This window comes from Pseudomonas sp. DE0157, from assembly GCF_007678615.1.
GTDB classification, from domain to species: Bacteria; Pseudomonadota; Gammaproteobacteria; order Pseudomonadales; family Pseudomonadaceae; genus Aquipseudomonas; species Aquipseudomonas parafulva_B.
In genome coordinates this window covers 98,996-123,176 of the sequence record NZ_VEJN01000007.1, presented here as the reverse complement: position 1 = coordinate 123,176, position 24,181 = coordinate 98,996, and the positions used below count along the sequence as shown (strand labels likewise).

23 protein-coding genes are annotated in these 24,181 nt (G+C 62.2%); 13 read left to right on the top strand and 10 right to left on the bottom strand.

Features of this window, described 5'->3' with window-relative positions:
* Positions 1–126: 126 nt before the first annotated feature.
* On the top strand, positions 127–687 hold the full coding sequence (locus tag FS777_RS11315) for a nitroreductase family protein (protein ID WP_058637600.1): 561 nt from the start codon (positions 127–129) through the stop codon (positions 685–687).
* A gap of 59 nt (positions 688–746) precedes the next feature.
* Here FS777_RS11315 and FS777_RS11310 read toward each other — a convergent pair whose 3' ends face one another.
* The 5 genes from FS777_RS11310 to FS777_RS11290 form a co-directional block, all read right to left on the bottom strand.
* Positions 747–2,081 carry a HAMP domain-containing sensor histidine kinase gene (locus FS777_RS11310; protein WP_145255485.1) on the bottom strand — a complete coding sequence of 445 codons (1,335 nt, stop codon included), beginning with the start codon at positions 2,079–2,081 and terminating at the stop codon, positions 747–749.
* Positions 2,082–2,156: 75 nt separating this feature from the next.
* On the bottom strand, positions 2,157–2,573 hold the full coding sequence (locus FS777_RS11305) for a Spy/CpxP family protein refolding chaperone (RefSeq protein ID WP_058637602.1): 417 nt from the start codon (positions 2,571–2,573) through the stop codon (positions 2,157–2,159).
* Positions 2,574–2,708: 135 nt separating this feature from the next.
* Entirely contained in the window at positions 2,709–3,386 is a 678-nt protein-coding gene (locus tag FS777_RS11300) for a response regulator transcription factor (RefSeq protein ID WP_078478907.1), read from the bottom strand.
* Between the two features lie 117 nt (positions 3,387–3,503).
* Positions 3,504–3,803, bottom strand: a complete 300-nt coding sequence (locus FS777_RS11295) for a YciI family protein (RefSeq protein ID WP_058605586.1) — start codon at positions 3,801–3,803, stop codon at positions 3,504–3,506.
* Position 3,804: 1 nt separating this feature from the next.
* Positions 3,805–4,398: a septation protein A gene (locus tag FS777_RS11290; protein WP_027915901.1), complete on the bottom strand. Its 594-nt coding sequence runs from the start codon at positions 4,396–4,398 to the stop codon at positions 3,805–3,807.
* Between the two features lie 67 nt (positions 4,399–4,465).
* Between FS777_RS11290 and FS777_RS11285 the strand changes: the two genes are divergently transcribed.
* The 6 genes from FS777_RS11285 (at position 4,466) to FS777_RS11260 (ending at position 11,074) form a co-directional block, all read left to right on the top strand.
* The gene (locus FS777_RS11285; protein ID WP_058605585.1) at positions 4,466–5,326 is read left to right on the top strand and encodes a PHP domain-containing protein; all 861 of its coding nucleotides are present in this window, start codon (positions 4,466–4,468) and stop codon (positions 5,324–5,326) included.
* A 13-nt stretch (positions 5,327–5,339) separates the two neighbouring features.
* Entirely contained in the window at positions 5,340–5,969 is a 630-nt protein-coding gene (locus FS777_RS11280) for an L-threonylcarbamoyladenylate synthase (protein ID WP_145255481.1), read from the top strand.
* A 125-nt stretch (positions 5,970–6,094) separates the two neighbouring features.
* A complete protein-coding gene (locus FS777_RS11275) occupies positions 6,095–6,820 on the top strand; it encodes a ScpA family protein (protein WP_178091264.1) in 726 nt (241 codons plus the stop codon).
* Positions 6,807–7,583, top strand: a complete 777-nt coding sequence (scpB, locus tag FS777_RS11270; protein ID WP_058637627.1) for an SMC-Scp complex subunit ScpB — start codon at positions 6,807–6,809, stop codon at positions 7,581–7,583. The genes FS777_RS11275 and scpB overlap by 14 nt, the downstream gene beginning before the upstream one ends.
* A gap of 193 nt (positions 7,584–7,776) precedes the next feature.
* Positions 7,777–8,844: a 23S rRNA pseudouridine(2605) synthase RluB gene (gene rluB, locus FS777_RS11265; protein ID WP_058637605.1), complete on the top strand. Its 1,068-nt coding sequence runs from the start codon at positions 7,777–7,779 to the stop codon at positions 8,842–8,844.
* An 811-nt stretch (positions 8,845–9,655) separates the two neighbouring features.
* On the top strand, positions 9,656–11,074 hold the full coding sequence (locus FS777_RS11260) for an amino acid permease (protein WP_078479439.1): 1,419 nt from the start codon (positions 9,656–9,658) through the stop codon (positions 11,072–11,074).
* A gap of 64 nt (positions 11,075–11,138) precedes the next feature.
* Here FS777_RS11260 and FS777_RS11255 read toward each other — a convergent pair whose 3' ends face one another.
* Positions 11,139–12,023 carry a LysR substrate-binding domain-containing protein gene (locus FS777_RS11255; protein WP_058637606.1) on the bottom strand — a complete coding sequence of 295 codons (885 nt, stop codon included), beginning with the start codon at positions 12,021–12,023 and terminating at the stop codon, positions 11,139–11,141.
* A gap of 150 nt (positions 12,024–12,173) precedes the next feature.
* On the opposite strand from FS777_RS11255, the gene FS777_RS11250 reads away from it, so the two are divergent.
* Positions 12,174–15,194, top strand: coding sequence for an FAD-binding and (Fe-S)-binding domain-containing protein (locus tag FS777_RS11250; RefSeq protein ID WP_145255476.1), 3,021 nt, complete (start codon positions 12,174–12,176; stop codon positions 15,192–15,194).
* 88 nt (positions 15,195–15,282) lie between these two features.
* Here FS777_RS11250 and FS777_RS21685 read toward each other — a convergent pair whose 3' ends face one another.
* From FS777_RS21685 to phhA, 3 genes are all read right to left on the bottom strand, one after another.
* Entirely contained in the window at positions 15,283–15,411 is a 129-nt protein-coding gene (locus FS777_RS21685; protein ID WP_256675167.1) for a hypothetical protein, read from the bottom strand.
* Between the two features lie 237 nt (positions 15,412–15,648).
* Positions 15,649–16,005: a 4a-hydroxytetrahydrobiopterin dehydratase gene (locus tag FS777_RS11245; RefSeq protein ID WP_023533765.1), complete on the bottom strand. Its 357-nt coding sequence runs from the start codon at positions 16,003–16,005 to the stop codon at positions 15,649–15,651.
* A 40-nt stretch (positions 16,006–16,045) separates the two neighbouring features.
* A complete protein-coding gene (gene phhA / locus FS777_RS11240; protein WP_058605580.1) occupies positions 16,046–16,834 on the bottom strand; it encodes a phenylalanine 4-monooxygenase in 789 nt (262 codons plus the stop codon).
* Positions 16,835–17,084: 250 nt separating this feature from the next.
* On the opposite strand from phhA, the gene FS777_RS11235 reads away from it, so the two are divergent.
* Positions 17,085–18,647: a sigma-54-dependent transcriptional regulator gene (locus FS777_RS11235; protein ID WP_058637608.1), complete on the top strand. Its 1,563-nt coding sequence runs from the start codon at positions 17,085–17,087 to the stop codon at positions 18,645–18,647.
* 104 nt (positions 18,648–18,751) lie between these two features.
* On the opposite strand, the gene FS777_RS11230 is transcribed toward FS777_RS11235, so the two are convergent.
* A complete protein-coding gene (locus FS777_RS11230) occupies positions 18,752–19,006 on the bottom strand; it encodes a DUF2790 domain-containing protein (protein ID WP_027915912.1) in 255 nt (84 codons plus the stop codon).
* 383 nt (positions 19,007–19,389) lie between these two features.
* On the opposite strand from FS777_RS11230, the gene acs reads away from it, so the two are divergent.
* The 4 genes from acs to FS777_RS11210 all read left to right on the top strand — a co-directional run bounded on the left by acs (position 19,390) and on the right by FS777_RS11210 (position 24,166).
* The gene (gene acs / locus FS777_RS11225; protein WP_058605578.1) at positions 19,390–21,351 is read left to right on the top strand and encodes an acetate--CoA ligase; all 1,962 of its coding nucleotides are present in this window, start codon (positions 19,390–19,392) and stop codon (positions 21,349–21,351) included.
* 556 nt (positions 21,352–21,907) lie between these two features.
* Complete coding sequence (locus tag FS777_RS11220; RefSeq protein WP_027915913.1) at positions 21,908–22,693, top strand: ABC transporter substrate-binding protein; 786 nt, start codon at positions 21,908–21,910, stop codon at positions 22,691–22,693.
* Positions 22,694–22,781: 88 nt separating this feature from the next.
* Positions 22,782–23,471, top strand: coding sequence for an ABC transporter permease (locus FS777_RS11215; protein ID WP_058637609.1), 690 nt, complete (start codon positions 22,782–22,784; stop codon positions 23,469–23,471).
* On the top strand, positions 23,468–24,166 hold the full coding sequence (locus FS777_RS11210) for an ABC transporter permease (protein WP_023533799.1): 699 nt from the start codon (positions 23,468–23,470) through the stop codon (positions 24,164–24,166). The genes FS777_RS11215 and FS777_RS11210 overlap by 4 nt, the downstream gene beginning before the upstream one ends.
* Positions 24,167–24,181 lie beyond the last annotated feature (15 nt).

Here is a 24,181-nt window from a genome sequence, read left to right as displayed (position 1 = left end):
TGTGGGGCGCAAAGGCTCAAGGCCAAGCTGCATCTTCATGCTGCAGGCCCTGGATGAGGTCGTGCTTGCAGCCTGGCGTCGGCCCCTTGAGAATGGCCGCACATTCATGTTCCAGGAGGGTAGCCGATGGAGGCTCTCGACGCATTGCTCAACCGGGTTTCGGTCCCGCGCCTAACCGACCCTGCGCCCAACGATGCCCAGCGTGAGGCCTTGTTCCAGGCTGCGCTGCGCGCCCCGGACCACGGTCAACTACGCCCTTGGCGCTTTCTGACTATCGAAGGACCGGCACGCGAGCGGTTGGGTGAGCTGTTCGCCAGCGCAGTCCAAAAGCGCGGCGATGCCAGTGAGGCTGCGTTGAGCAAGGCCCGCGCCATGCCGCTACGCGCGCCCTTGCTGATCGTGGTCATTGCCCGGTTGCACAAGCAGCACCCCAAGGTCCCGGTGCTTGAGCAGCAACTGGCGGCAGGGTGCGCGGCCCACGGCATACTGATTGCCGCGCACGCCCAGGGCGTGGGTGCCGTATGGCGCACCGGGGACCTGGCCTTCGATGCCCATGTCCATGCAGGCCTGGGCTTGGCAGACAACGAGGAGCTGCTTGGCTTCCTGTATGTGGGTACGCCCTTGACCGAGCCTCGCACGGCGCCTGTGCTCGCCACTGCCGACTTCGTCAGCGCCTGGGGCGACTGACCCCCGCCGCGTTTGACCCAAGCCGTTGGCCATTGCGCAGACCTGCGCAGTGGCGTTAGTTAGCCGCCAGGCGCTTCCGCCACCGGCAGCTCCAGCGTTGCGACGAAACCGCCTTGTGGATGGTTGGCCAGTATCAGTCGGCCGCCATGGCGCTCTGCCGCCTTGCGTGCAATCGCCAGCCCAAGGCCGTGTCCCGGAGCTTGTTGTCCCGGCGCCCGGAAAAACGGCTCGCCCAGTTGAGCCAGGTGCGCAGCTGCCACGCCGGGGCCCCGGTCACGTACGCACACCCGAAGCATGTCGCCCTCGCGCCACGCGCTCAGCTCCACAGGTTGACCCGCCGGGGTAAAGCGCAGGGCATTGCGCAGCAGGTTGTCCACTGCACGCTCGATCAGTGTTGGCCAACCCTGCAGGGTCAACCCGGGTTGCGCTTCAAGGCGTACATCATGCTCAGGGGCCGTCAGTTGCGCGTCCTTGCGCACGCTGCCCAGCAGCGCGTTGAGATCGACCGTTTCGGCATGGGCTTGGTCGGCGTCCACGCGCGCCAAGGTCAAAATCTCACTGATCAGGTCTTCCAGGCGGTCGCATTCGCGGGTCAGGCGCGGCCACAAGGCCTGACGCTGCTCCGGCTCGGCCCGTTCGGCCAGGGCCAGGGCGATGCGCAGCCGGGCCAGTGGAGAACGTAGCTCGTGGGACACATCGCGCAGCAACTGGCGCTGGCTGGCGATGGTGCTCTGCAGGCGAGCGCCCATCTTGTTGAAATCCTTGGCCAGGACCCCGAATTCGTCGCGCCTGCCGGCCAGTTGCGCCAGGCTGTTCTGCTGGTAGGTACTCTGCCCCAGGTCGTGCACCGCGCCACGCAAGCGGCTCAGGGGGCGGGTGATGGACAGTGTCACGAACAGGCTGAACAAGGTCAGCACCACCAGGGCGATGCCCAGTGCGCTCAGCGGCCAGAGCAGGCTCTCGCGGTGCCAGGCATCGAGGGCGGGGTGGGGGATGCGGTAGATCAGCAGGTAGGTCGCATTGCTCTGGGGGCTGGTGTATTCCTCGGTCAGGCGGCGCCACGGCAGGCGCCGGTCATCGTTGTGCTGCCTGGCTTCGAGTGCAGCCGCGCGCCGGGGAAAGGTGCCTGGCACCACAGCGTCGCCACTGTCGTCCAGCACTTGCACGTCGATCTTGTAGCGCGCCTTGCGCCTTTCGAGAAAATGCTGCGCTGCGCCGGGGCCTTCCTGCTCGTAGTGCCTGGCCCATTGGCTGGCTAGCGTGTTCAGCCCCGGATGACGGCTTAGAATCCAGGCGTCCTGGTTGAGCGTGTGCGCCAGCAGTATCGACAGCCCTGCTACCAGGGCGATGGCCAGCCAGAAGCTGGCCAGGATGCGCCAGAACAGTGAACGCACGTAGACCTCCCCAAACGATGAAAGCCCGCCGCGCGCCAGGCTAACCTGGGGCACGGCGGGCGCTGACACTGGAGCTTACTGGGACTTGCCGGCTTTTTCAGCTTTCCAGGCCTGGAACTCCTGCCACTCCGCCTTCTTGGCGGCGCGTTCTTTTTGCAGTTCGTCGAACTTCTTCTGCTGGTCTGGCTTGAGCAGGTTGCGGACCGCAGCGTCGGTCTTGTCGCGGCTAGCTTGCATCTCTTGCTTCATGGCTTTCTGGTCGGCCGCCGGCAGCTTGTCAAGGTAACGCTCCGTGATGTCGCGGCGCTGTTTCATCTGATCGCCCATCAGCTTGCCAATCTGGTCGCGCTGCTCGCGGCTCAGATCCAGCTCGTGGAATGCCGGGCCACCGCGATGGTGCGGGCCGTCATGGCGCGGGCCGCCGTCGGGCATGGCCATGGCAACGGTGGGCAGTGCGGCGGCGAACAGCAGGGCGGTAAGGGTCTTGCGCATGGTGTCTCTCCTGTCATGGGCCGGTGATCACCGGATGAGCACAGTCTAGGGAGATGATCGTCAAGCGCGGTCAGCGCACGGTAAAGGGAACGTAAAGGCAAGCTCCCTTCCCTGGCGTCAGCCTGGCGCAAGCGACTACAAGCAGTAGTAGTAGCCGCGGCTGCGCAGGGCGATGATGCGGGGTCGACCGTCGGCGTGAGGGCCGATCTTCTTGCGCAGATTGCTCACGTGCATATCCAGGCTGCGGTCGTAGAGCGTCAACCGCCGGCCAAGACCGATCTGCGCCAGCTCCTGTTTGTCCAGAGGCTCGCCCGGTTGGCGCAGCAATGCTTCGAGAATACGGCTTTCAGAGAGGGTCAGGGTCAGTTCGCGACCGTCGATGCTGGCCACCCCGCGGGCAGGGCTATAGACCAGGTCGCCCAGTTCCAGTTGGCTGGTGGCAGGGGCTGGATGGCTGCGGCGCAACACGGCGCGCAGGCGCGCGGTCAGCTCGCGCGGGTCGCACGGCTTGGCCAGGTAGTCGTCGGCGCCCAGTTCAAGGCCCAGGATACGGTCCAGCGGCTCGCCGCGGGCCGACAGCATCACCACGGGTAGGTCGGCATGCTCACTGCGCAGGCGCTTGAGCAGCTCAAGCCCGCTACCGTCGGGCAGCATCACATCCAGTACCACGGCCGATGGCGCACGGTCGGCCAAGGCCTGGCGTGCAGCCTGGCCATCGTGGCAGGCCCGCACGGTGAACCCTTCCTGGGTCAGCCAGCTGCTGAGCAGCTCGCACAGCTCCTGGTCGTCATCAATCAGTAACAGCTCGCTCATGACTCACTCAATTCAACCATTGACGGCGACGCGTTGGTCCGCCAGCTGCAAAGATACCCCAGTCTTGAGGTCTGCTGCCAACTGGCGATGCCGAGCACGCCTTCTAGGCGAGGTGTTTCAAGGCAGCACTTGCTTGAAGGGCTTGACCACGACCTGGTCGTAGACGCCTGCAGCGATGTACGGATCGGCATCGGCCCAGGCTTGGGCGGCGCTCAGGGAATCGAACTCGGCCACGATCAGGCTGCCGCTGAAGCCGGCCTGGCCTGGGTCGTTGCTGTCGATGGCCGGGTGTGGCCCGGCCAGTACCACGCGGCCTTGCGCCTTGAGCTGCTGGAGGCGCTCGATATGGGCCGGGCGGGCAGCCAGGCGTTTTTCCAGGGAGTTGGCGACGTCGCTGGCAATGATGGCGTAGAGCATGTCAGTCCTTGGGTTTGGAGGCAGAGGAGGTATCTTGCAGATGGCGCGACAGGTACAGCCCTTGGGCCACCAGGAACAGCACGGTCATGCCCAGGCTGCCGAACACCTTGAAGTCGACCCAGAACGCCGGGAAGGTGAAGGCGACGAACAGGTTGGCGGCGCCGCAGAACAGGAAGAATGCGATCCAGGCGAGGTTCAAGCGGGCCCAGATGGCATCGGGCAAGGTCAGCGCGTGGCCCATGATGCGCTTGATCAGTACCCGGTCGCCTATGAAGTGGCTACCGGCGAAGGCCAGGGCGAACAGCCAGTTCACCACGGGCGCCTTCCATTTGAGGAAGGTTTCGCTGTGAAAGGCCAGGGTCAGGCCGCCAAACACCAGGCAGGCGACCAGCGTCAGCCACTGGCCTTTCTCAAGCTTGCGCTGGCGCAGGAACAACGCGCCGTATACCACCAGCGAGCTGATGATCAGCATGGCAGTGGCACTGTAGATACCACCGAATTCGAAGCTGTGCCCGGCCAGCTCGACAGGCCGTGGATCCAATTTGTAGACGATGAAGAACAGCAGCAGCGGGATGAAATCGATGAATTGTTTCACAATGGCAGCCAGAACCGGGATGTGACGGCATAATAACAAACATCCAATCCAGCGAAAGCGCTACTCCATGAATGTTGATCTGCACTGTCACAGCACGGCCTCCGATGGCGCCTTGTCGCCTTCGGCCTTGGTCGCCCGGGCCTTCGAGCACGGGGTGCGTACGCTGGCGCTCACCGACCACGATACCCTCGAAGGCCTGGCCGAGGCCCGCCAAGCCTGCCGCGAGCACGGCATGCAATGGGTCAGCGGCGTCGAGCTGTCCTGCACCTGGGGCGGCGCAACCATTCATATACTCGGTTACAACTTTCCCGTGGACGCTCCGCCCTTGTTGGCAGCGATCGAGGCCCTGCACCGCGGCCGCTGGTTGCGTGCCGAGGAAATCGACAGGCGCCTGGCGGCCAAGGGCATGCCCGGGGCGCTGGAAGGTGCCCGGCAAATCCAGCAGGCGCTCGGTGACAGTGGCAATGCCCCGGCCCGGCCACACTTTGCCGATTATCTGGTGCGTGCCGGCCACGTCAAAGACCGTGGCGAGGCCTTCCGCAAGTGGCTCGGCGCCGGCAAGCTCGGTGACGTCAAGCAGCATTGGCCATCACTGGAGGAAACCGTTGCCACCCTGCGCCAGTCCAATGCATGGGTGAGCCTGGCGCATCCCATGCATTACGAGCTGACGCGCAGCAAGCGCAGGCGCCTGATTGCCGACTATATTCAGGCAGGCGGGCAGGCGCTTGAAGTAGTCAATGGGATGATGCCGGCCGAGCAGGTGGGCACTTTGTCCATCCTCACCCGTGAGTTCGGGCTGCTGGCAAGTGCTGGCAGTGACTTCCATGGCCCCGGCACCTGGGGCGAAATCGGTGCCTATCGGCCTTTGCCCGAGGACCTGCCACCTGTGTGGCACCGTTTCAGCCATGAACAGCCATTGCCGGTTTGAACAGGACGACGATGTGAGCCAATTTTTCCAGATTCACCCGGAAAACCCACAGCCGCGGCTGATACGCCAGGCGGTCGAGATCATTCGCAAGGGTGGGGTCGTGGTCTACCCGACCGACTCGGCCTATGCACTGGGTTGCCAGATCGGTGACAAGTCAGCCATCGAACGGGTGCGCCGTTTGCGTGGGTTGGACAAGACCCACAACTTCACCCTCATGTGCTGCGACATGTCGCAGCTGGGCTTGTATGCCAAGGTCGATACCGGCACCTTCCGGCTGCTCAAGGCCCATGTGCCGGGGCCGTACACCTTCATTCTCAACGGCACCCGCGAAGTGCCGCGCCTGCTGTTGCATGAAAAACGCCGCACCATCGGCTTGCGTGTGCCGGACCATGCCATCACCCTTGCACTGCTTGCCGAGCTGGGTGAACCCTTGATGAGCGTGAGCCTGATCCTGCCTGACGACGCCGAACCCATGACCGATCCCTACGAAATCCGTCAGCGCCTGGAACACCATGTCGACCTGGTGATCGATGGCGGCTACGGTGACCTCAAGGCCTCGACCATCATCGACCTGTCAGGCGATGAGCCCGAGCTGATTCGCGAAGGCTGCGGCGACCCCGCTCCGTTCATGGTCAACGCGTGACCGCCGAGCCGTTAGCCCAGGCAACGGCTGCGCCTGCCGAGCTGCCAGGCCATTTGCAGCTGGCACTGGTCTACGGCGAGGCCGTGACCGAGCTGCCGCTGGACTTGTACATACCCCCCGATGCCCTGGAGGTCATTCTCGAAGCGTTCGAAGGGCCGCTGGACCTGCTGCTGTACCTGATTCGCAAGCAGAACATCGACATCCTCGATATCCCGGTGGCAGAAATCACGCGCCAGTACATGGGCTACGTCGAGTTGATGAAAACCGTGCGCCTTGAGCTGGCTGCCGAATATCTGGTGATGGCCGCCATGCTGGCTGAAATCAAGTCGCGCATGCTGCTGCCGCGCAGCGTCACGGTCGAGGAGGAGGAGGGCGACCCGCGCGCCGAGCTGATCCGACGCCTCCAGGAGTATGAACGCTTCAAGGCTGCCGCTGAGGGACTGGACGGGTTGCCCAGGGTCGGTCGTGACCTGGTCGTGCCGTGCCTAGAGGCGCCCCAGGCAAAGGTACGTAAACTGTTGCCGCAGGTCAGCCTGCCGGAGCTGCTGGCATCCATGGCCGAAGTGATGCGCCGCAACGACCTGTTCGAAAGCCACCAGATCAGCCGAGAGACCCTTTCGACCCGAGAGCGCATGGGGCAGGTGCTGGAGCGCTTGAAGGACGGAGGTTTCGTGGCCTTCATCGATCTGTTCGCCCCCGATGAAGGCAAGCTGGGGGTGGTGGTCACGTTCATGGCTGTGTTGGAACTGGTAAAGGAAAGCTTCGTCGAACTGGTGCAAAATGAAGCCTTTGCCGCCATCCATGTGCGGTTACGCCCTGCTCCTGCTGAAGACGCCCATGAACCTGAATGACCCCCGCGACCTGGCTCCGCTGATCGAAGCCTTCCTGCTGGCCTCTGGCAAGCCGCAATCGCTCGAACGCCTGTACGAGCTGTTCGAGGAGCCCGAGCGGCCCGAGCCGAAGACATTCAAGCGCGCACTCGAGGTGCTGGGCAAGTCGTGCGCCGGTCGTGCGTTCGAGCTCAAAGAGGTGGCCAATGGCTATCGACTTCAGATTCGCGAGGATTACGCGCCTTGGGTTGGCCGGCTGTGGGAAGAGCGCCCGCAGCGCTACTCCCGGGCGCTGCTCGAGACCCTGGCGCTGATCGCCTATCGCCAGCCCATCACCCGTGGCGAAATCGAGGACGTGCGTGGCGTGGCGGTCAACAGTAACATCGTCAAGACGTTGATCGAGCGCGAGTGGATACGGGTGGTGGGCCATCGGGAAGTGCCCGGGCGGCCGGCCCTGTTCGCCACGACCAAGGCGTTTCTGGATCATTTCAACCTCCGCAGCCTGGATGAGCTGCCAGCACTGGCCGAATTGCGCGAGATGGAGCCCGAGCCCGCGCTCGACCCGGACGACGCCCCGGTACCGGCGCACTTGCAGGCCCTGGCCGACGCCAGCCTGGGCGAGGACGAAGAGGCTGAACCGGTCAAGGACGAGACCAGCTTTCGCAGCCTGCTCGTGGAGCTCGACGCCATGGAGCAGGGCCTCAAGACCGATTTCGACGACGTGCTCCAGCACGACCCTGGTGCCGAAGCATCGCTGGAGGGGGAGCAGAACGAGCAGGCCTGAACGCCGCAACGCCATCTGCTGTGGCCAGGGGCCTGGCCGCCGACCAGGGCCCGCCTGGCAGAAAGTCCTGGCAAGGGGTGTAAAAGCTTCTACCCTCCCATGCATTCATGCGGCGAACCACGTATGATGCGCGGCCTTTTGGCGCGTTCGTTGCCAGAAACCTGTTTTCATTCCTACACCGGGAGGTGCCCAGATGAGTGAGCAAGACCTGCAAGATACCCAGATCACCCCACCTGTTGGCGAGAAGCTGCAGAAAGTTCTCGCGCGCATTGGCGTGGGCTCGCGCCGTGACGTCGAGGCCTGGATCAGCCAGGGCCGCATCAAGGTCAACGGCGTTGCAGCCACCCTTGGCCAGCGCGTCGACCTGCATGACGCCATTGCTGTGGACGGCAAGCTGATCAAGCGTGAAGAGGCGGCCGAGGCGACGCGCCGGGTGATCATGTACAACAAGCCCGATGGCGAGATCTGCACCCGCGACGACCCGGAAGGTCGCCCGACCGTGTTCGATCGCCTGCCACGCCCCAAGGAAGGTCGCTGGATCAACATCGGCCGTCTGGACATCAACACCACCGGTCTGCTGCTGTTCACTACCGACGGTGAGCTGGCCAACCGCCTGATGCACCCGTCGTACGAAATGGACCGCGAATACGCCGTGCGCGTGCGCGGGGAAGTGGACGACGAGATGCTCGATCGCCTGAAGGCGGGGGTCATGCTCGAGGACGGCCCGGCCAAGTTCACCGACATCCAAAAGGCACCAGGCGGCGAAGGCTTCAACCACTGGTACCACTGCGTGGTGATGGAAGGCCGTAACCGTGAGGTGCGTCGCCTGTGGGAGTCGCAGGGCATGGTGGTCAGCCGCCTGAAGCGTGTGCGCTTTGGCCCGGTGTTCCTCAACTCGGACTTGCCCATGGGCCGCTGGCGTGAAATGACCCAGGGTGAAATTGACATCCTGGCGGCCGAGGTGGGCTTGCAGCCCGTGGCGTTGCCGGCCATGAAGCTCAAGGCCAAGGACAAGATGGAGCGCCTGCAGCGCAAATCGTCCCGCCCCCTGGGCCGTGGTGAGCGCGTGCGTAGCCTGCGCCCAGCCCAGGACGGCGCAGCGGCCGGCGAGCGCCCAGCACGCCCGACGCGCGAAGAGTCGCCACGCAAAGGCAACCGTGGCAGCGCAGTGGCCGAGCGCCCGAGCGAAATGCGCAAGCGCCCGGCCAAGCCCGAGGGTGACAAGCCAGCTGGCCGTGGTCGCGGCAAGCCGCGCGGCTGAGCCTGCGGGGCCATCATGATGGCCCTTGCCTGTGTACCGACGCTGAACACATTGGGGCTGCTGCGCAGCTCATTGCCGGCAAGCCGGCTTCTGCACTCGGCGAGTAACTCGCGATGAGCAGGAGTCAGTTGGCTGACGATGGGGCGCGAAGCGGCCCCAATGTGCAACCAGCTACCTGAACTGCGCTCCTGTCCAGATGCAACCCACCAGACGGTGCAATTCGGCTGCTCTCGCGCAATTCATGGACCGAGCGTAACCCGTTGGGCGAAAAGCCATTTCGTTCGTTTGGCAACTCAGATTGCCAGCTTGTAAGGATTTTTTTACAAGCATCGACCAATTCTCGCAGCAAATCGGAAAAATTCCCCGGGCGTAAAGAAAGCTTGCCGGAGCACGGGTGCTCGGTTGCGCCGTCAGCCCCGTCCCTATCTTGCCTAAACCCCGGCCCCAAGGTGTTATAGCCCTCATTGCCCCGTGCAACAGCCCGCCGCAGAGCCGGTTGATAAAACAACAATTGGAGGCGCCATGTACGCCGATCACCTCGCCCACAAAGGCCATTACCCCAGGAACGCTGCGTTTTTTCCGCCGGAAACCACGCAACGCGTTGACGCCTGCGCGCTCGCAGGGTTATACAGTGCGCCGCGTTTTACCTGTGACCCCCTTGCGTACCGCGCACTCCTGACCCCGCCCGGTTGACTCGACCGCGCAGTTTCACCCTCAGGAAACAAGGTGACCACCTTGCCCATTCCGCTGCGCCACGAGCGCGGTGGGTCCGATTCCGTCACAGATAAAAACAATGCAGGTGACTTCGTTCATGAGTGGACACGACAAGCATTCAGGCGAGCTCAAGCGGGGCCTGAAGAACCGCCATATTCAGTTGATCGCCCTGGGTGGCGCCATCGGTACCGGCCTGTTCCTGGGGTCGGCAGGCGTGATGAAATCCGCCGGGCCTTCGATGATCCTGGGCTACGCGATCTGTGGCTTCATCGCTTTCATGATCATGCGCCAGTTGGGCGAAATGATCGTCGAGGAGCCCGTGGCCGGATCGTTCAGCCATTTCGCCCATACCTACTGGGGGGGCTTTGCCGGCTTCCTGTCGGGCTGGAACTGCTGGGTGCTGTACATCCTGGTGGGCATGTCCGAACTGTCTGCCGTGGGCAAGTACGTGCACTACTGGTGGCCGGAAATCCCTACCTGGGTGACAGCCGCTGCCTTCTTCGTGCTGATCAACGCCATCAACCTGATGAACGTGAAGTTCTTCGGCGAAGCCGAGTTCTGGTTTGCCATCATCAAGGTGGTGGCCATTGTCAGCATGATCGGCCTGGGTGCCTACCTGCTGACCAGCGGCAGTGGCGGACCTGACGCGACCGTGGCCAACCTGTGGTCGCACGGTGGCTTCTTCCCCCATGGAGTCAGTGGCCTGGTGATGGCCCTGGCGTTCATCATGTTCTCGTTCGGGGGGCTGGAGATGCTCGGCTTCACGGCCGCAGAAGCTGACAAGCCCAAGACCGTGATCCCCAAGGCCATCAACCAGGTCATCTACCGTATCCTGATCTTCTACGTCGGCGCCTTGGTGATCCTGTTGTCGCTCACGCCATGGGACACCTTGGTCGCCAGCATCGATGCCTCCGGCGGCAGCTATGGCAGCAGCCCGTTCGTGCAGGTGTTCTCGTTGCTGGGCAGCGATGTGGCCGCCAACCTGCTGAACTTCGTGGTCCTGACCGCGGCCTTGTCGGTGTACAACAGCGGCACCTACTGCAATGCCCGCATGCTGCTGGGCATGGCCGAGCAGGGCGATGCGCCGGCTGCCCTGGCCAAGGTCGACAAGCGTGGTGTACCGGTGCGTTCGATTCTGGTGTCGGCGGCCGTGACCCTGATCGCCGTGCTGCTCAACTACCTGATGCCTTCCAGCGCGCTGGAGCTGCTGATGTCGCTGGTCGTGGCCACCCTGGTGATCAACTGGGCCATGATCAGCTACTCGCACCTCAAGTTCCGCCAGCACCTCAACCGCACGGGCCAGAAACCCCTGTTCAAGGCGCTGTGGTACCCCTATGGCAACTATGTAGTCCTGGCGTTTGTGGTCCTGATCCTGGGCATCATGCTGCAGATTCCGGGTATCCAGGTTTCCGTCTACGCCATTCCGGTCTGGTTGCTCTGCATGTTCGTCGCTTATGTCATCAAGTCACGGCGCAAGGGCGTTGTCCCTGCGGCCATTGGCAGCACCGCCAAATAAGCATCGTACAGCCGCATGCGAAACCCGAAGCGTTGCCCGCTTCGGGTTTCTTCTTTTCTGCGTGTCAGATCTGTTCCAGCAGCCACGCCCTGAACGCCCGCAGCGAAGGTAGCGCCTCGTTGCGCGGTGGATAGATCAGGTAATAACTGCGCTGACTGGCGAATGCCAGGCCTGGGCTGTACAGCGCTCCTTTGGCCAGCTCGTCTTCCACGAGCACGCGGGGCACCAGGCCCACCCCAATCCCCGCCTGCACGGCCTGAATCAGATGCGAGGTCAACTCGAAGCTGGGGCCCAGGCGCATGCTTCGGTGGGGCAGGCCGTGGTGCGAGAACCATTCACCCCAGGCATGGGGGTTGTTGGCCACGTTCAACAGCAACTGCTCGCTGATGCGGGTGGGGCTCCAGTGCGGTTGTTCGTTCGCGGCCTGCGCCGGGAGAATCACCAGCAGCTCCTCGGCATGCAGGCGATGGCTGATCAGCCCCGGCAGGTCACAGATGGCCACGCCAATGGCGGCGTCGATCTCGCTGGTGTCGAAGTCGATGGCTTCGATCCGTGAATGCAAGTGCACGAGCATGCCAGGGTGCGCCTTGTAGAAGTCGTTCAGGCGCGGCAACAGCCATTTGGAGCCAAAGGTGGGCAGGGTGGCCAGGCGCAGTGTGCCGACCCCGGACTGATAGGCCAGCGCCTGAAGGGTCGCGCCCCGAATGCGGCCCAGTGCTTCGCTGAGCTCGCGCTGGTACAGCCGGCCGACGTCCGTCAACCGTACCTGGCGACCCTCGCGGCGAAACAGGGTAAGGCCCAGTTGCTGTTCCAGCGCCTGAACCTGCCGGCTGACCGCGCTCTGGGTCAGCGACAATTCAGTGGCGGCGCGGGTGTAGCTCTGGTGCCTGGCGGCCGCCTCGAAGGCCAGCAGCAGGGACATGGACGGGGTCAGGTGGCGGTAATTCATTCATGAAAGTCATCGATAGCGGCAGGAATATCCGTTTGCCCCTGGCGCAAAACTACAGGAACATTGCCACATACGTCACTGTTGCCGGCGCCATCCATGCCGCCACGACATCTTTTCCGTGAATCAGCCCTATTCCGAGGCCGTCCTTCGATGATCGCCCAGCTACCTACCGTTGCCCCTGACGCCGACTACCCGGCATTTCTCCAAGCCCTGCGTGACAGCGGTTTCCGTGGCCAGATCAGCGCCGACTACGGTACCCGAACGGTCCTGGCCACCGACAACTCCATCTACCAGCGTCTGCCGCAGGCCGCGGTGTTCCCCCTGGACGCCGATGACGTGGCGCGGGTCGCCACGCTGATGGGCGAGCCGCGTTTCCAGGCGATCAAACTGACCCCGCGCGGCGGCGGCACGGGCACCAATGGCCAGTCGTTGACCGATGGCGTGGTCGTGGACCTGTCGCGGCACATGAACGGCATTCTTGAAATCAATGCCGAGCAGCGTTGGGTGCGGGTGCAGGCGGGTGTGGTCAAGGACCAGCTCAACGCCGCCCTCAAACCCCATGGCTTGTTCTTTGCGCCTGAACTGTCCACGTCGAACCGGGCGACCGTGGGTGGCATGATCAACACCGACGCCAGCGGGCAGGGCAGTTGCACCTATGGCAAAACGCGCGACCATGTGCTTGAGCTGCACAGCATCCTGCTCGGGGGGGAACGCCTGCACAGCCTGCCGCTCGACGAAGAGGCGCTGCAGGCTGCGTGTACGGCGCCCGGTCGCGTGGGTCAGGTGTACCGCACGGCCCTGGATATCTGCGATACCCAGGCTGAACTCATCCGCACCACCTTTCCCCCGCTCAATCGCTGCCTGACCGGCTACGACCTGGCGCACCTGCGCGACGAGCAGGGCCGCTTCAACCTCAACAGTGTGCTGTGCGGCGCCGAGGGGTCGCTGGGGTATGTGGTCGAGGCCAAGCTCAACGTGCTGCCGATTCCCAAGTACGCCGTCCTGGTGAACGTACGGTACGCAAGCTTCATGGACGCGCTGCGCGATGCCAATGCCTTGATGGCGCAGCGGCCGCTGTCCATCGAGACCGTCGATTCCAAAGTGCTCGGGCTGGCGATGAAGGATATCGTCTGGCACAGCGTCGCCGAGTATTTCCCGGCCGACCCCGAGCGCCCCACGCTGGGCATCAACCTGGTCGAGTTCTGCGGTGATGACCCCATCGAGGTCAACGCCAAGGTTCAGGCGTTTATCGATCACTTGCGCGCCGACACCAGCGTCGAGCGTCTCGGCCATACGCTGGCCGAGGGCGCTGAGGCGGTGACCCGCGTCTACGCCATGCGCAAGCGCTCGGTCGGCCTGCTGGGCAATGTCGAAGGCGAAGTGCGGCCGCAGCCCTTCGTCGAGGATACGGCGGTGCCACCGGAAAAACTCGCCGACTACATCGCCGAGTTCCGTGCCTTGCTCGACGGCTACGGGTTGGCGTACGGCATGTTCGGCCACGTCGATGCCGGCGTGCTGCACGTGCGCCCCGCGCTGGACATGAAGGACCCGGCCCAGGCGGCCTTGGTCAAGCCTGTCTCCGATGCGGTGGCTGCGTTGACCCGTCGCTACGGCGGTTTGTTGTGGGGCGAGCATGGCAAGGGCCTGCGATCTGAGTACGTGCCCGAGTACTTTGGCGAGCTGTACCCGGCACTGCAGCGCCTCAAAGGCGCGTTCGACCCGCACAACCAGCTCAACCCCGGCAAGATCTGCACACCGCCCGGTGCCAGCGAGGGCCTGACCAAGGTCGATGGCGTGACCTTGCGTGGCGAGTTGGACCGCACCATCGATGAGCGGGTCTGGCAGGCCTATGGCAGCGCCGTGCATTGCAACGGCAACGGTGCCTGCTACAACTACGACCCGAACGACGCCATGTGCCCGTCGTGGAAGGCGACTCGTGAACGTCGGCACTCGCCCAAAGGGCGGGCTTCGCTCATGCGCGAGTGGTTGCGCCTGCAGGGTGATGCGGGCGTGGATGTATTGGAGGTGGCGCGCAAGCCGGTTTCATGGATCAAAGGGCTGCCTGCGCGGTTGCGCAACGAGCGGGCGCGGCGCCAGGGTCAGGCTGACTTTTCCCATGAAGTTTATGACGCAATGGCTGGCTGCCTGGCCTGCAAGTCCTGCGCAGGGCAGTGCCCGATCAAGGTCAACGTACCTGATTTTCGCTCGCGTTTTCTCGAGCTGTACCACACCCGGTACCAGCGCCCTCTGCGTGACTACCTGATCGGCTCGCTGGAGTTCACCATCCCCTACCTGGCCCATGCGCCTGGTCTGTACAACGCGGTGATGGGCTCGAAATGGGTCAGCCGTCTGCTGGCCGAGCAGGTAGGCATGGTCGATAGCCCGTTGATCAGCCGTTTCAACTTCCAGGCGACCCTGACACGCTGTAGCGTGGGTATGGCCACGGTGCCGGCGCTGCGCGAACTGACGCCTGCCCAACGCGAGCGCAGCATCGTGCTGGTGCAAGATGCCTTCACCCGTTACTTCGAGACGCCGTTGCTATCGGCATTCATCGATCTGGCGCATCGCCTGGGCCACAAGGTTTACTTGGCACCGTACAGTGCCAATGGCAAGCCACTGCATGTTCAGGGCTTTCTGGGTGCCTTCGCCAAGGCCGCCGTGCGCAATGCCGCCCAGCTCAAGGCGTTGGCTGACTGCGGCGTACCGTTGGTCGGGCTGGATCCGGCCATGACCCTCGTCTATCGCCAGGAATACCTGAAAGTGCCTGGGCTCGAGGGGTGCCCCACTGTGCTGTTGCCTCAGGAATGGTTGCTGGGCGCACTGCCCGAGCAAGCGGCAGGGTGCACGTCCACCTTCCGTCTGATGGCCCATTGCACCGAGAAGACCAACGCCCCTGCCAGTACCCGGCAGTGGGAGCAGGTGTTCGAACGCATTGGGCTCAAGCTGATCACCGAGGCCACCGGCTGCTGCGGCATGTCAGGTACCTATGGACACGAGGCGCGTAATCAGCAGACCTCAAAGAACATCTTCGAACAGTCCTGGGCGCTGAAACTGGATAAGGAGGGGGAGCCATTGGCGACCGGTTATTCCTGCCGCAGCCAGGTCAAGCGCATGGCTGGGCGGCCGATGCGTCATCCATTGGAAGTGGTGTTGCAGTACGCCAGGGGCTGAAGGGAAACTTGCTCGACCGAGCGGTGTGAAAACGTGCTGAAACGCAAGGCGCCATATCAGCCGTTTTCACACAGCCAGTGCGCGCGGTCTAGTCCTGGTCGGCGCTGGTCTGATCGTCACCTTCCTGCTCGAGAGCAGGTGCCGAGTCAGCGTGGGCGGTAACGGTGGGCTCTTCTGGGTTCAGGCTTGGGAAGGGAAGATTCGGGATCTCATGCATCTCGTCGTTCCTCGCAAGTGTGAGTGAAAAGGCTGCGCCAAGCGCGTGTGAAGCTTCAAGAAGCTGGGGCAGGATACACAAGTCTGGATGACAGTTTGGCTTTTTTCCTACGCTCGGTTAGCCCAGCGGATCGATCAACTCAGGTCATGCCGCAGGCTCAAGGCTGTTCTGGCTGCATAAAAAGGCGTGACCGACGGCCACGCCCGTGTGAGCCCCGCGACTGAAGCCTTGGGCAGTTTACTTGCGCCCTTCGGCCGTCTCGGCAACTTTGTCGGTGCGTGCGCACATGATGAAGTCGTTACGGTGCAGGCCCTTGATCGAGTGGCTCCACCAGGTGACGGTCACCTTGCCCCACTCGGTCAGCAGTCCCGGGTGATGCCCTTCGGCCTCGGCAATTTCCCCGACGGCGTTGGTGAACGCCAGGGCATGCTTGAAGTTCTTGAACAAGAATACGCGCTCAAGCTCCATGTGGCCGTCACGCACTTCGATGTTCCAGTCCGGAATTTCGCGAATCAGCTCGGCCAGCTCCTGCTCGCTGACTTTTGGTGCATCGGCGCGGCAGGCTTCGCAGTGGGCTTGGTTCAAGGCATTCATACGTTGTTATCCATGTGGCGTTGTGAGTGGCAAGCAGCGTTCAAGCGGCAACCTTGGGTGGAAACTTCGGCGCGTGCAAGCCTAGCTGCTGGGCTTGCGCGACCATGCCCATGATGTCTTCGTGAGCAAGGTCGAACAGGCGCTTGAGCTCTGGCAGCACGAAGTACACCGGCTGCAGGATGTCGATCCGATAAGGGGTGCGCATGGCCTCGATGGGGTCGAAGGCCTGATGCTCGGGTTCGCCAGACAGGCTGTAGACCGTCTCCTTGGGCGAGGACAGAATGCCACCGCCGTAGATCTTGCGGCCGTTGGGTGTGTCCATCAGGCCGAATTCGATGGTCATCCAGTACAGGCGCGCCAGATAGACGCGCTGTTCCTTGGTGGCGGCCAGGCCCAGCTTGCCGTAGGTATGGGTGAATTCGGCAAACCAGGGGTTGGTCAGCAGCGGGCAGTGGCCGAAGATTTCGTGAAAGATGTCCGGTTCCTGGAGGTAGTCCAGTTCTTCGGGCGTGCGAATGAACGTTGCCACCGGGAAGCGCTTGCTGGCAAGCAGCTCGAAGAAGGTCTGGAACGGAATCAATGCCGGAACCCGTGCGACCTGCCAGCCGGTGGTTGCCCCCAGCACCTTGTTGATCTCACCTAGCTGCGGGATGCGGTCATGAGGCAGCTTCAACTGCTCGATACCGTCGAGGTATTCCTGACAGGCACGCCCTTCGATCACCTTCAGTTGGCGGGTGATCAACGTGTTCCACACGCCATGCTCCTGCTGCGGGTAATCGATGAACCCCTGCGCATCAGGCTCGCGTGCCACATAGTGGGTGTGCTTCATGGAGGTCTCCTGATCAGCTCTTGTCGTTATGTACAGGTAGGCATCAGAAATAACCCGTTAATGCACAGTGCACATCTACTCATGGAGGGGATAGGGCCCAGGCGGGCACGCTATTTTGTAAGGATAATTTTACAAAACCCCTGAATTGTCCCAACATCAAGCTCCTGCAATGATCATCAGCGGTCATTTCGTAAGAATTTCTTTACAAGTTTTCCGCTCAGGCGGGAAGTTTTTGCCAGGCGTATCCCTTATGCGTATCAAAGTGCACTGCCAGAACCGTATCGGGATTCTGCGCGACATCCTCAACCTGTTGGTCGACTACGGCATCAACGTCTTGCGGGGCGAAGTAGGGGGTGACCATGGCAACGCCATCTACCTGCATTGCCCGAACCTCATCAACCTCCAGTTCCAGGCCCTGCGCCCCAAGTTCGAGGCCATCACGGGCGTATTCGGCGTCAAGCGCGTGGGGCTGATGCCCAGCGAGCGCCGGCACATGGAACTCAATGCGCTGCTTGGGGCGCTGGAGTTTCCCGTGCTCTCGATCGACATGGGTGGCAGCATCGTGGCGGCAAACCGGTCGGCAGCCCAATTGCTGGGGGTGCGGGTCGACGAAGTGCCCGGCCTGCCACTGGCTCGCTACGTGGACGACTTCGACTTGCCGGAACTGGTGCGCAGCAACAAGTCGCGTATCAACGGTCTGCGGGTACAGGTTAAGGGCCATGTGTTCCTGGCCGACATCGCGCCGTTGCAGTCCGAGCACGATGACAGCGAAGCGTTGGCCGGCGCCGTGCTCACCCTGCACCGTGCCGATCGTATCGGTGAACGTATCTACAATGTGCGCAAGCAGGAGTTGCGGGGGTTCGACAGCATTTTCCAGAGCTCACGCCTGATGGCTGCCGTTGTCCGTGAAGCAAGGCGAATGGCGCCGCTGGATGCGCCGCTGTTGATCGAAGGGGAGACCGGCACCGGCAAGGAGCTTCTGGCCAGGGCGTGCCACCTGGCGAGCCCGCGTGGGCAGTCGCCGCTGATGGCGCTCAACTGTGCCGGCTTGCCTGAGTCGATGGCCGAGACCGAGCTGTTCGGCTACGGGCCGGGCGCCTTCGAAGGTGCCCGCGCCGAAGGCAAGCTGGGGCTGCTGGAGCTGACAGCCGGCGGCACGCTGTTTCTCGATGGCGTGGCTGAAATGAGCCCGCGGCTTCAGGTGAAGTTGTTGCGGTTCTTGCAGGACGGATGTTTTCGCCGTGTGGGTAGCGACGAGGAGGTCTATCTGGATGTACGGGTGATCTGCGCCACGCAGGTGGACCTGTCCGAGCTCTGTGCCCGGGGCGAATTCCGCCAGGACTTGTACCACCGGCTCAACGTGCTGTCGTTGCACATTCCGCCCTTGCGCGAATGCATGGATGGGCTCGAGGGGCTGGTGCAGTTTTTTCTCGATCAGGCCAGTCGGCAGATCGGATGCGCCATGCCTCGCCTGGCGACAGGGGCGATGCAAAAGTTGGCCAGCTATGATTGGCCGGGTAACGTTCGGCAGTTGGAAAACGTGGTATTCCAGGCGGTGTCGTTATGTGAAAACGGTGTGGTCAAGAGTGAGCATGTGCGGTTACCCGATTATGGCGTGCGACAGCCGTTGGGGGATTTTTCACTGGACGGTGCATTGTCCGATATTGTCGGGCGTTTTGAAAAAGCTGTATTGGAAAGTTTGCTTAAGGAGTTTCCAAGCAGCCGAGCATTGGGCAAGCGCTTGGGCGTATCGCACACGACCATTGCCAATAAGTTAAAAGATTATTCACTTGGAAAATCAGCAGGGCACTGATTGGACTGTACTCAGGGTAGTGTTCTGTCGCTTTTAACTTTCAGTATTACTTGTGTGCAGACGGCCGCGAAGGGGGTCATTCGGCCCCCTTGGTCGCCGCGCTGTCAGCCGTTGGAGCAGCCGTTGCCCATCACGCGGTATTCCAGCACGTGGGTGTGGCCCTGCGAGTCGGCATAGGTCATGCGAGCGGGCACTACGCCGCAGACATTGGGGATTTCACTCATGGAAATGACGTGGTCGATGTCCAGGTGTTGCGAGTAACTGTACTGTTCAACCGGTGCCTGTTCGGCGGCCTGGGCTTCGTCGGCCATGGCCGTCCCGCACAGACTGCCCAGCAGTACTACCATTAAAGCTTTCATGTTTTATCTGCCTATTTAAGGTCGTGACGGTGCGCGCCGTGCGTGAGGCACTACGACAACCGTTAAGGTATTGATCAAGTTTGCAGAGAAGTGACAGTTGCCTTCGTGGGGGCGGTTACAGGTTGTCAATCTTCTTGCCGTTGCTGGCGAGATCAATTCTAGAACTGTGACCCAGGGTGAAACAGTGGGACTTTTGATAAAGTCTGTTGGTGAAATTGGTAATAATCCACGGCCTGCACCTTGCAAGGCAGCACAATGCCCGCGCTTGAGCGGTTGCGACCCGATCGACTGGCAAATTACTACCAACGTCGAATGGCGGTTATCGCTCTGGTACAGTTACATCGGTCCCATACAAAAACAACTATTACACCGAGGTAAACACGATGAGTGCGGCTCCACTGTATCCCGTTCGTCCCGAGATCGCGGCCACTACCCTGACAGACGAGGCCACCTACAAGGCCATGTACCAGCAGTCGGTGATCAACCCGGACGGCTTCTGGCGTGAGCAGGCCCAGCGCATCGACTGGATCAAGCCCTTCACCAAGGTCAAGCAGACTTCCTTCGACGACCACCACGTGGACATCAAATGGTTTGCCGACGGCACTCTGAACGTTTCCTCCAACTGCCTGGACCGTCACCTGGAAGAGCGTGGCGATCAACTGGCCATTATCTGGGAAGGGGACGACCCCTCCGAGCACCGCAACATCACCTACCGCGAACTGCACGAGCAAGTGTGCAAGTTCGCCAACGCCTTGCGCGGGCAGGACGTGCACCGCGGCGATGTGGTCACCATCTACATGCCGATGATTCCCGAGGCTGTGGTCGCCATGCTGGCATGCGCCCGTATCGGTGCAATCCATTCGGTCGTATTCGGTGGGTTCTCTCCCGAGGCCCTGGCAGGGCGCATCATCGATTGCAAGTCCAAGGTGGTGATCACTGCTGACGAAGGCGTGCGCGGCGGTCGCCGTACACCGCTCAAGGCCAATGTCGACCTGGCACTGACCAACCCTGAAACCAGCAGCGTGCAGAAGATCATCGTCTGCAAGCGCACCGGCGGCGACATTGCCTGGCACCAGCATCGCGACATCTGGTACGAAGACCTGATGAAAGTGGCTTCCAGCCACTGCGCGCCGAAGGAAATGGGGGCTGAGGAAGCCCTGTTCATCCTCTACACCTCCGGCTCGACCGGCAAGCCCAAGGGCGTGCTGCACACCACCGGTGGCTACCTGGTATACGCGGCGCTGACCCATGAGCGCGTGTTCGACTACCGCCCGGGCGAGGTGTACTGGTGCACCGCCGACGTCGGCTGGGTCACGGGCCACAGCTACATCGTCTACGGCCCGCTCGCCAACGGCGCCACCACCGTGTTGTTCGAAGGTGTGCCGAACTACCCGGACATCACCCGCGTGTCCAAGATCGTCGACAAGCACAAAGTCAACATCCTCTACACCGCACCCACCGCCATCCGCGCCATGATGGCCGAAGGGCAGGCGGCCGTAGACGGCGCCGACGGTTCCAGCCTGCGCCTGCTGGGCTCTGTGGGCGAGCCGATCAACCCCGAAGCCTGGAACTGGTACTACAAGACTGTGGGCAAGGAGCGTTGCCCGATCGTCGATACCTGGTGGCAGACCGAAACCGGCGGCATCCTCATCAGCCCATTGCCAGGTGCGACGGCGCTCAAGCCAGGCTCGGCCACGCGCCCGTTCTTTGGCGTGGTACCGGCCCTGGTGGACAACCTGGGCAACCTGATCGAAGGCGCGACCGAGGGCAACCTGGTGATCCTCGATTCATGGCCAGGCCAGTCGCGCTCGCTATACGGTGACCATGACCGGTTTGTCGATACCTACTTCAAGACGTTCCGGGGCATGTACTTCACCGGTGACGGCGCCCGCCGCGACGAGGACGGCTACTACTGGATCACCGGTCGCGTGGATGACGTGCTGAACGTCTCGGGCCACCGCATGGGCACCGCCGAGATCGAAAGTGCCATGGTGGCGCACGCCAAGGTGGCCGAGGCCGCGGTGGTGGGCGTGCCGCACGACATCAAGGGCCAGGGTATCTATGTCTACGTCACCCTCAATGCTGGCGTCGAGCCAAGCGAGCAACTGCGCCTTGAACTGAAGAACTGGGTGCGCAAGGAAATCGGCCCGATCGCCTCGCCGGATGTGATTCAGTGGGCACCGGGATTGCCAAAGACCCGTTCGGGCAAGATCATGCGCCGCATCCTGCGCAAGATTGCAACCGCCGAGTACGACGCGCTGGGGGACATCTCGACCTTGGCAGACCCAGGTGTTGTGCAGCACCTGATCGACACGCACAAGGCCATGAGCCTGGCCACGGCTTGACGGCACTGCGCGCGGTCCGAGATTCAAGCTTGATGGCAAGCTGATTTGGGGCGCGCCGCCAGTGCACCATCGTCCAGCACAGGCCCCGCCGGGTTAACCGGCGGGGTTTTTGCTTTATAGACCGCTGGGCCTGTTACCCGGCAGTGATCGGTTACTTTTCTGTCACCAGCAATGCGCTATGGCGGGGCGCCTGGAAACACTTGGCGCTGTTTAGGGGCATTTTGGCTGTCTTGTAGAACGCTCCATCACGCTACACTTGCCGTCCCACAAGGGTTTGCCAATAATAGGCCCAGGATTTGCTAGATTCATGGGTTCAACCTCTTGCGCTTTTGCATATTCTGCATTGGCTGTCAACATCGCCCGCAGCGGTTTCAGGCGCTTCTGTAAGTAGTTGTCGCTTTGAAGAAATTTCGACTACCGGGCTGTCGTTAAAATGCCATTCACTCGCTCGTGGTCTGCGACCTTGGTCGAACCCTGCGCGGCTCGCGTTGTAACCATTCGCATATCGGGCAGCTGTTACCTGCCTTGTATTGCCCCGTACCGATGGAGTTACCTGATGAAGAAGCTCGCACTGCTTGGCGCCCTGGCGCTGTCCGTGTTTTCCCTGGTATCGCAGGCCGATGAAAAACCGCTGAAAATCGGTATCGAAGCGGCTTACCCTCCTTTTGCCTTCAAGCAGCCCGATGGCAGCATCGCCGGCTTCGACTACGACATCGGCAACGCCCTGTGCGAAGAGATGAAGGCCAAGTGCACCTGGGTCGAGCAGGAGTTCGACGGCCTGATTCCTGCGCTGAAAGTGCGCAAGATCGACGCCATCCTGTCTTCGATGTCCATCACCGAAGACCGCAAGAAGTCGGTGGACTTCACCAAGCGTTACTACCTCACCCCGGCGCGTCTGGTGATGAAGGAAGGTACCGCGGTCACCGACAGCCTCGATGAGCTCAAGGGCAAGAAGATTGGCGTGCAGCGTGGCTCGATCCACGATCGCTTCGCCAAGGAAGTGCTCGCGCCCAAAGGCGCCACCGTGGTGCCATACGGCACGCAGAACGAAATCTACCTGGACGTGGCGGCTGGTCGCCTGGACGGCACCGTGGCCGACGCCACGCTGTTGGAAGATGGCTTCCTCAAGACCGATGCCGGCAAGGGCTTCGCGTTCGTAGGCCCTGCCTTCACCGACGTGAAGTACTTCGGTGACGGCGTCGGCATTGCCGTGCGCAAGGGTGACAAGGCCAACGTCGATCGCATCAATGCGGCCATCGATGCCATCCGTGCCAATGGCAAGTACAAAGAGATCGAGAAGAAATACTTCAACTTCGACATCTACGGCCCAGACGCGAACTGAGTCAGCCGTCAATCGCTATGCAATGGTGCAAACAGCAGAAGCGCTGAGGTTTGCACCATTTTTCATTCTCTAGGTCGAGGACCTCAACATGTTGAAAGGCTACGGGGCAGTCATCCTCGATGGGGCGTGGCTGACGCTACAGCTTGCCCTTTCGTCGATGGCCCTGGCCATCGTGCTCGGCCTGATCGGCGTGGCGCTGCGCTTGTCGCCCGTGCGCTGGCTGGCCTGGCTGGGCGACCTGTATTCCACGGTCATTCGCGGCATACCGGATCTGGTACTGATCCTGCTGATCTTCTATGGCGGGCAGGACATCATCAACCGCGTGGCGCCGCTGGTGGGCTACGAAGACTATATCGACCTGAACCCGCTGCTGGCAGGTATCGGTACGCTGGGCTTCATTTTCGGCGCCTACCTTTCGGAAACGTTCCGGGGTGCATTTCTGGGCATTCCAAAGGGCCAGGCCGAGGCGGGGGTCGCCTATGGCATGAATGCCCGGCAGGTGTTCTTCCGCATCCAGGTGCCGCAAATGATTCGCCTGGCGATTCCAGGCTTTACCAACAATTGGCTGGTGCTGACCAAGGCCACGGCGTTGATTTCGGTGGTCGGCCTGCAGGACATGATGTTCAAGGCCAAGCAGGCGGCCGATGCCACCCGTGAACCCTTCACCTTCTTCCTGGCAGTGGCCGCCTTGTACCTGGTGCTGACCAGCGTCTCGTTGCTGGCGCTGAAGTATCTGGAGCGCCGCTACTCGGTGGGTGTCAAGGTGACCGAATTATGATCTTCGACTACAACGTGGTCTGGGAAGCGTTGCCGATGTATTTCGACGGCCTGCTCACCACCCTCAAGCTGCTGGCAGTCTCGTTGTTCTTCGGCTTGCTGGCGGCCATTCCGCTGGGCTTGATGCGCGTGTCAAAGCGCCCGTGGGTCAACCTGCCGGCCTGGCTTTACACCTACGTCATTCGTGGCACGCCCATGCTGGTGCAGCTGTTCCTGATCTACTATGGTCTGGCGCAGTTCGAGGCCGTCAGGGCCAGCGTGTTCTGGCCCTTGTTGTCCAGCGCAACCTTCTGCGCGTGCCTGGCCTTTGCCATCAACACCAGCGCCTATACCGCCGAGATCGTTGCCGGCAGCCTCAAAGCCACGCCCCATGGCGAGATCGAGGCGGCCAAGGCCATGGGCATGTCGCGCATGAAGATGTACCGACGCATCCTGCTGCCGTCTGCGCTGCGCCGTGCGCTGCCGCAATACAGCAATGAAGTGATCATGATGCTGCAAACCACCAGCCTGGCGTCGATCGTGACCCTGATCGACATCACCGGTGCCGCGCGCACGGTCAATGCCCAGTACTACCTGCCTTTCGAGGCCTACATCACGGCGGGCGTGTTCTACCTGTGCCTGACCTTCATCCTGGTGCGCCTGTTCAAGATGGCCGAACGCCGCTGGCTCGGCTACCTGGCGCCGCGCAAGCACTGACCGCTCTGTGAGAAT

What these genes read in the sequence shown, in the direction of transcription:
- FS777_RS11285 (WP_058605585.1), top strand. Translation starts at nt 4,466, where the DNA reads ATGAATGTTGATCTGCACTGTCACAGCACGGCCTCCGATGGCGCCTTG.
- FS777_RS11250 (WP_145255476.1), top strand. Translation starts at nt 12,174, where the DNA reads ATGATCGCCCAGCTACCTACCGTTGCCCCTGACGCCGACTACCCGGCA.
- FS777_RS11220 (WP_027915913.1), top strand. Translation starts at nt 21,908, where the DNA reads ATGAAGAAGCTCGCACTGCTTGGCGCCCTGGCGCTGTCCGTGTTTTCC.
- FS777_RS11235 (WP_058637608.1), top strand. Translation starts at nt 17,085, where the DNA reads ATGCGTATCAAAGTGCACTGCCAGAACCGTATCGGGATTCTGCGCGAC.
- rluB (WP_058637605.1), top strand. Translation starts at nt 7,777, where the DNA reads ATGAGTGAGCAAGACCTGCAAGATACCCAGATCACCCCACCTGTTGGC.
- FS777_RS11300 (WP_078478907.1), bottom strand. Translation starts at nt 3,386, where the DNA reads ATGAGCGAGCTGTTACTGATTGATGACGACCAGGAGCTGTGCGAGCTG.
- FS777_RS21685 (WP_256675167.1), bottom strand. Translation starts at nt 15,411, where the DNA reads ATGCATGAGATCCCGAATCTTCCCTTCCCAAGCCTGAACCCAGAAGAG.
- FS777_RS11210 (WP_023533799.1), top strand. Translation starts at nt 23,468, where the DNA reads ATGATCTTCGACTACAACGTGGTCTGGGAAGCGTTGCCGATGTATTTC.
- FS777_RS11215 (WP_058637609.1), top strand. Translation starts at nt 22,782, where the DNA reads ATGTTGAAAGGCTACGGGGCAGTCATCCTCGATGGGGCGTGGCTGACG.
- FS777_RS11230 (WP_027915912.1), bottom strand. Translation starts at nt 19,006, where the DNA reads ATGAAAGCTTTAATGGTAGTACTGCTGGGCAGTCTGTGCGGGACGGCC.
- phhA (WP_058605580.1), bottom strand. Translation starts at nt 16,834, where the DNA reads ATGAAGCACACCCACTATGTGGCACGCGAGCCTGATGCGCAGGGGTTC.
- FS777_RS11295 (WP_058605586.1), bottom strand. Translation starts at nt 3,803, where the DNA reads ATGCTCTACGCCATCATTGCCAGCGACGTCGCCAACTCCCTGGAAAAA.
- acs (WP_058605578.1), top strand. Translation starts at nt 19,390, where the DNA reads ATGAGTGCGGCTCCACTGTATCCCGTTCGTCCCGAGATCGCGGCCACT.
- FS777_RS11245 (WP_023533765.1), bottom strand. Translation starts at nt 16,005, where the DNA reads ATGAATGCCTTGAACCAAGCCCACTGCGAAGCCTGCCGCGCCGATGCA.
- scpB (WP_058637627.1), top strand. Translation starts at nt 6,807, where the DNA reads ATGAACCTGAATGACCCCCGCGACCTGGCTCCGCTGATCGAAGCCTTC.
- FS777_RS11315 (WP_058637600.1), top strand. Translation starts at nt 127, where the DNA reads ATGGAGGCTCTCGACGCATTGCTCAACCGGGTTTCGGTCCCGCGCCTA.
- FS777_RS11305 (WP_058637602.1), bottom strand. Translation starts at nt 2,573, where the DNA reads ATGCGCAAGACCCTTACCGCCCTGCTGTTCGCCGCCGCACTGCCCACC.
- FS777_RS11255 (WP_058637606.1), bottom strand. Translation starts at nt 12,023, where the DNA reads ATGAATTACCGCCACCTGACCCCGTCCATGTCCCTGCTGCTGGCCTTC.
- FS777_RS11260 (WP_078479439.1), top strand. Translation starts at nt 9,656, where the DNA reads ATGAGTGGACACGACAAGCATTCAGGCGAGCTCAAGCGGGGCCTGAAG.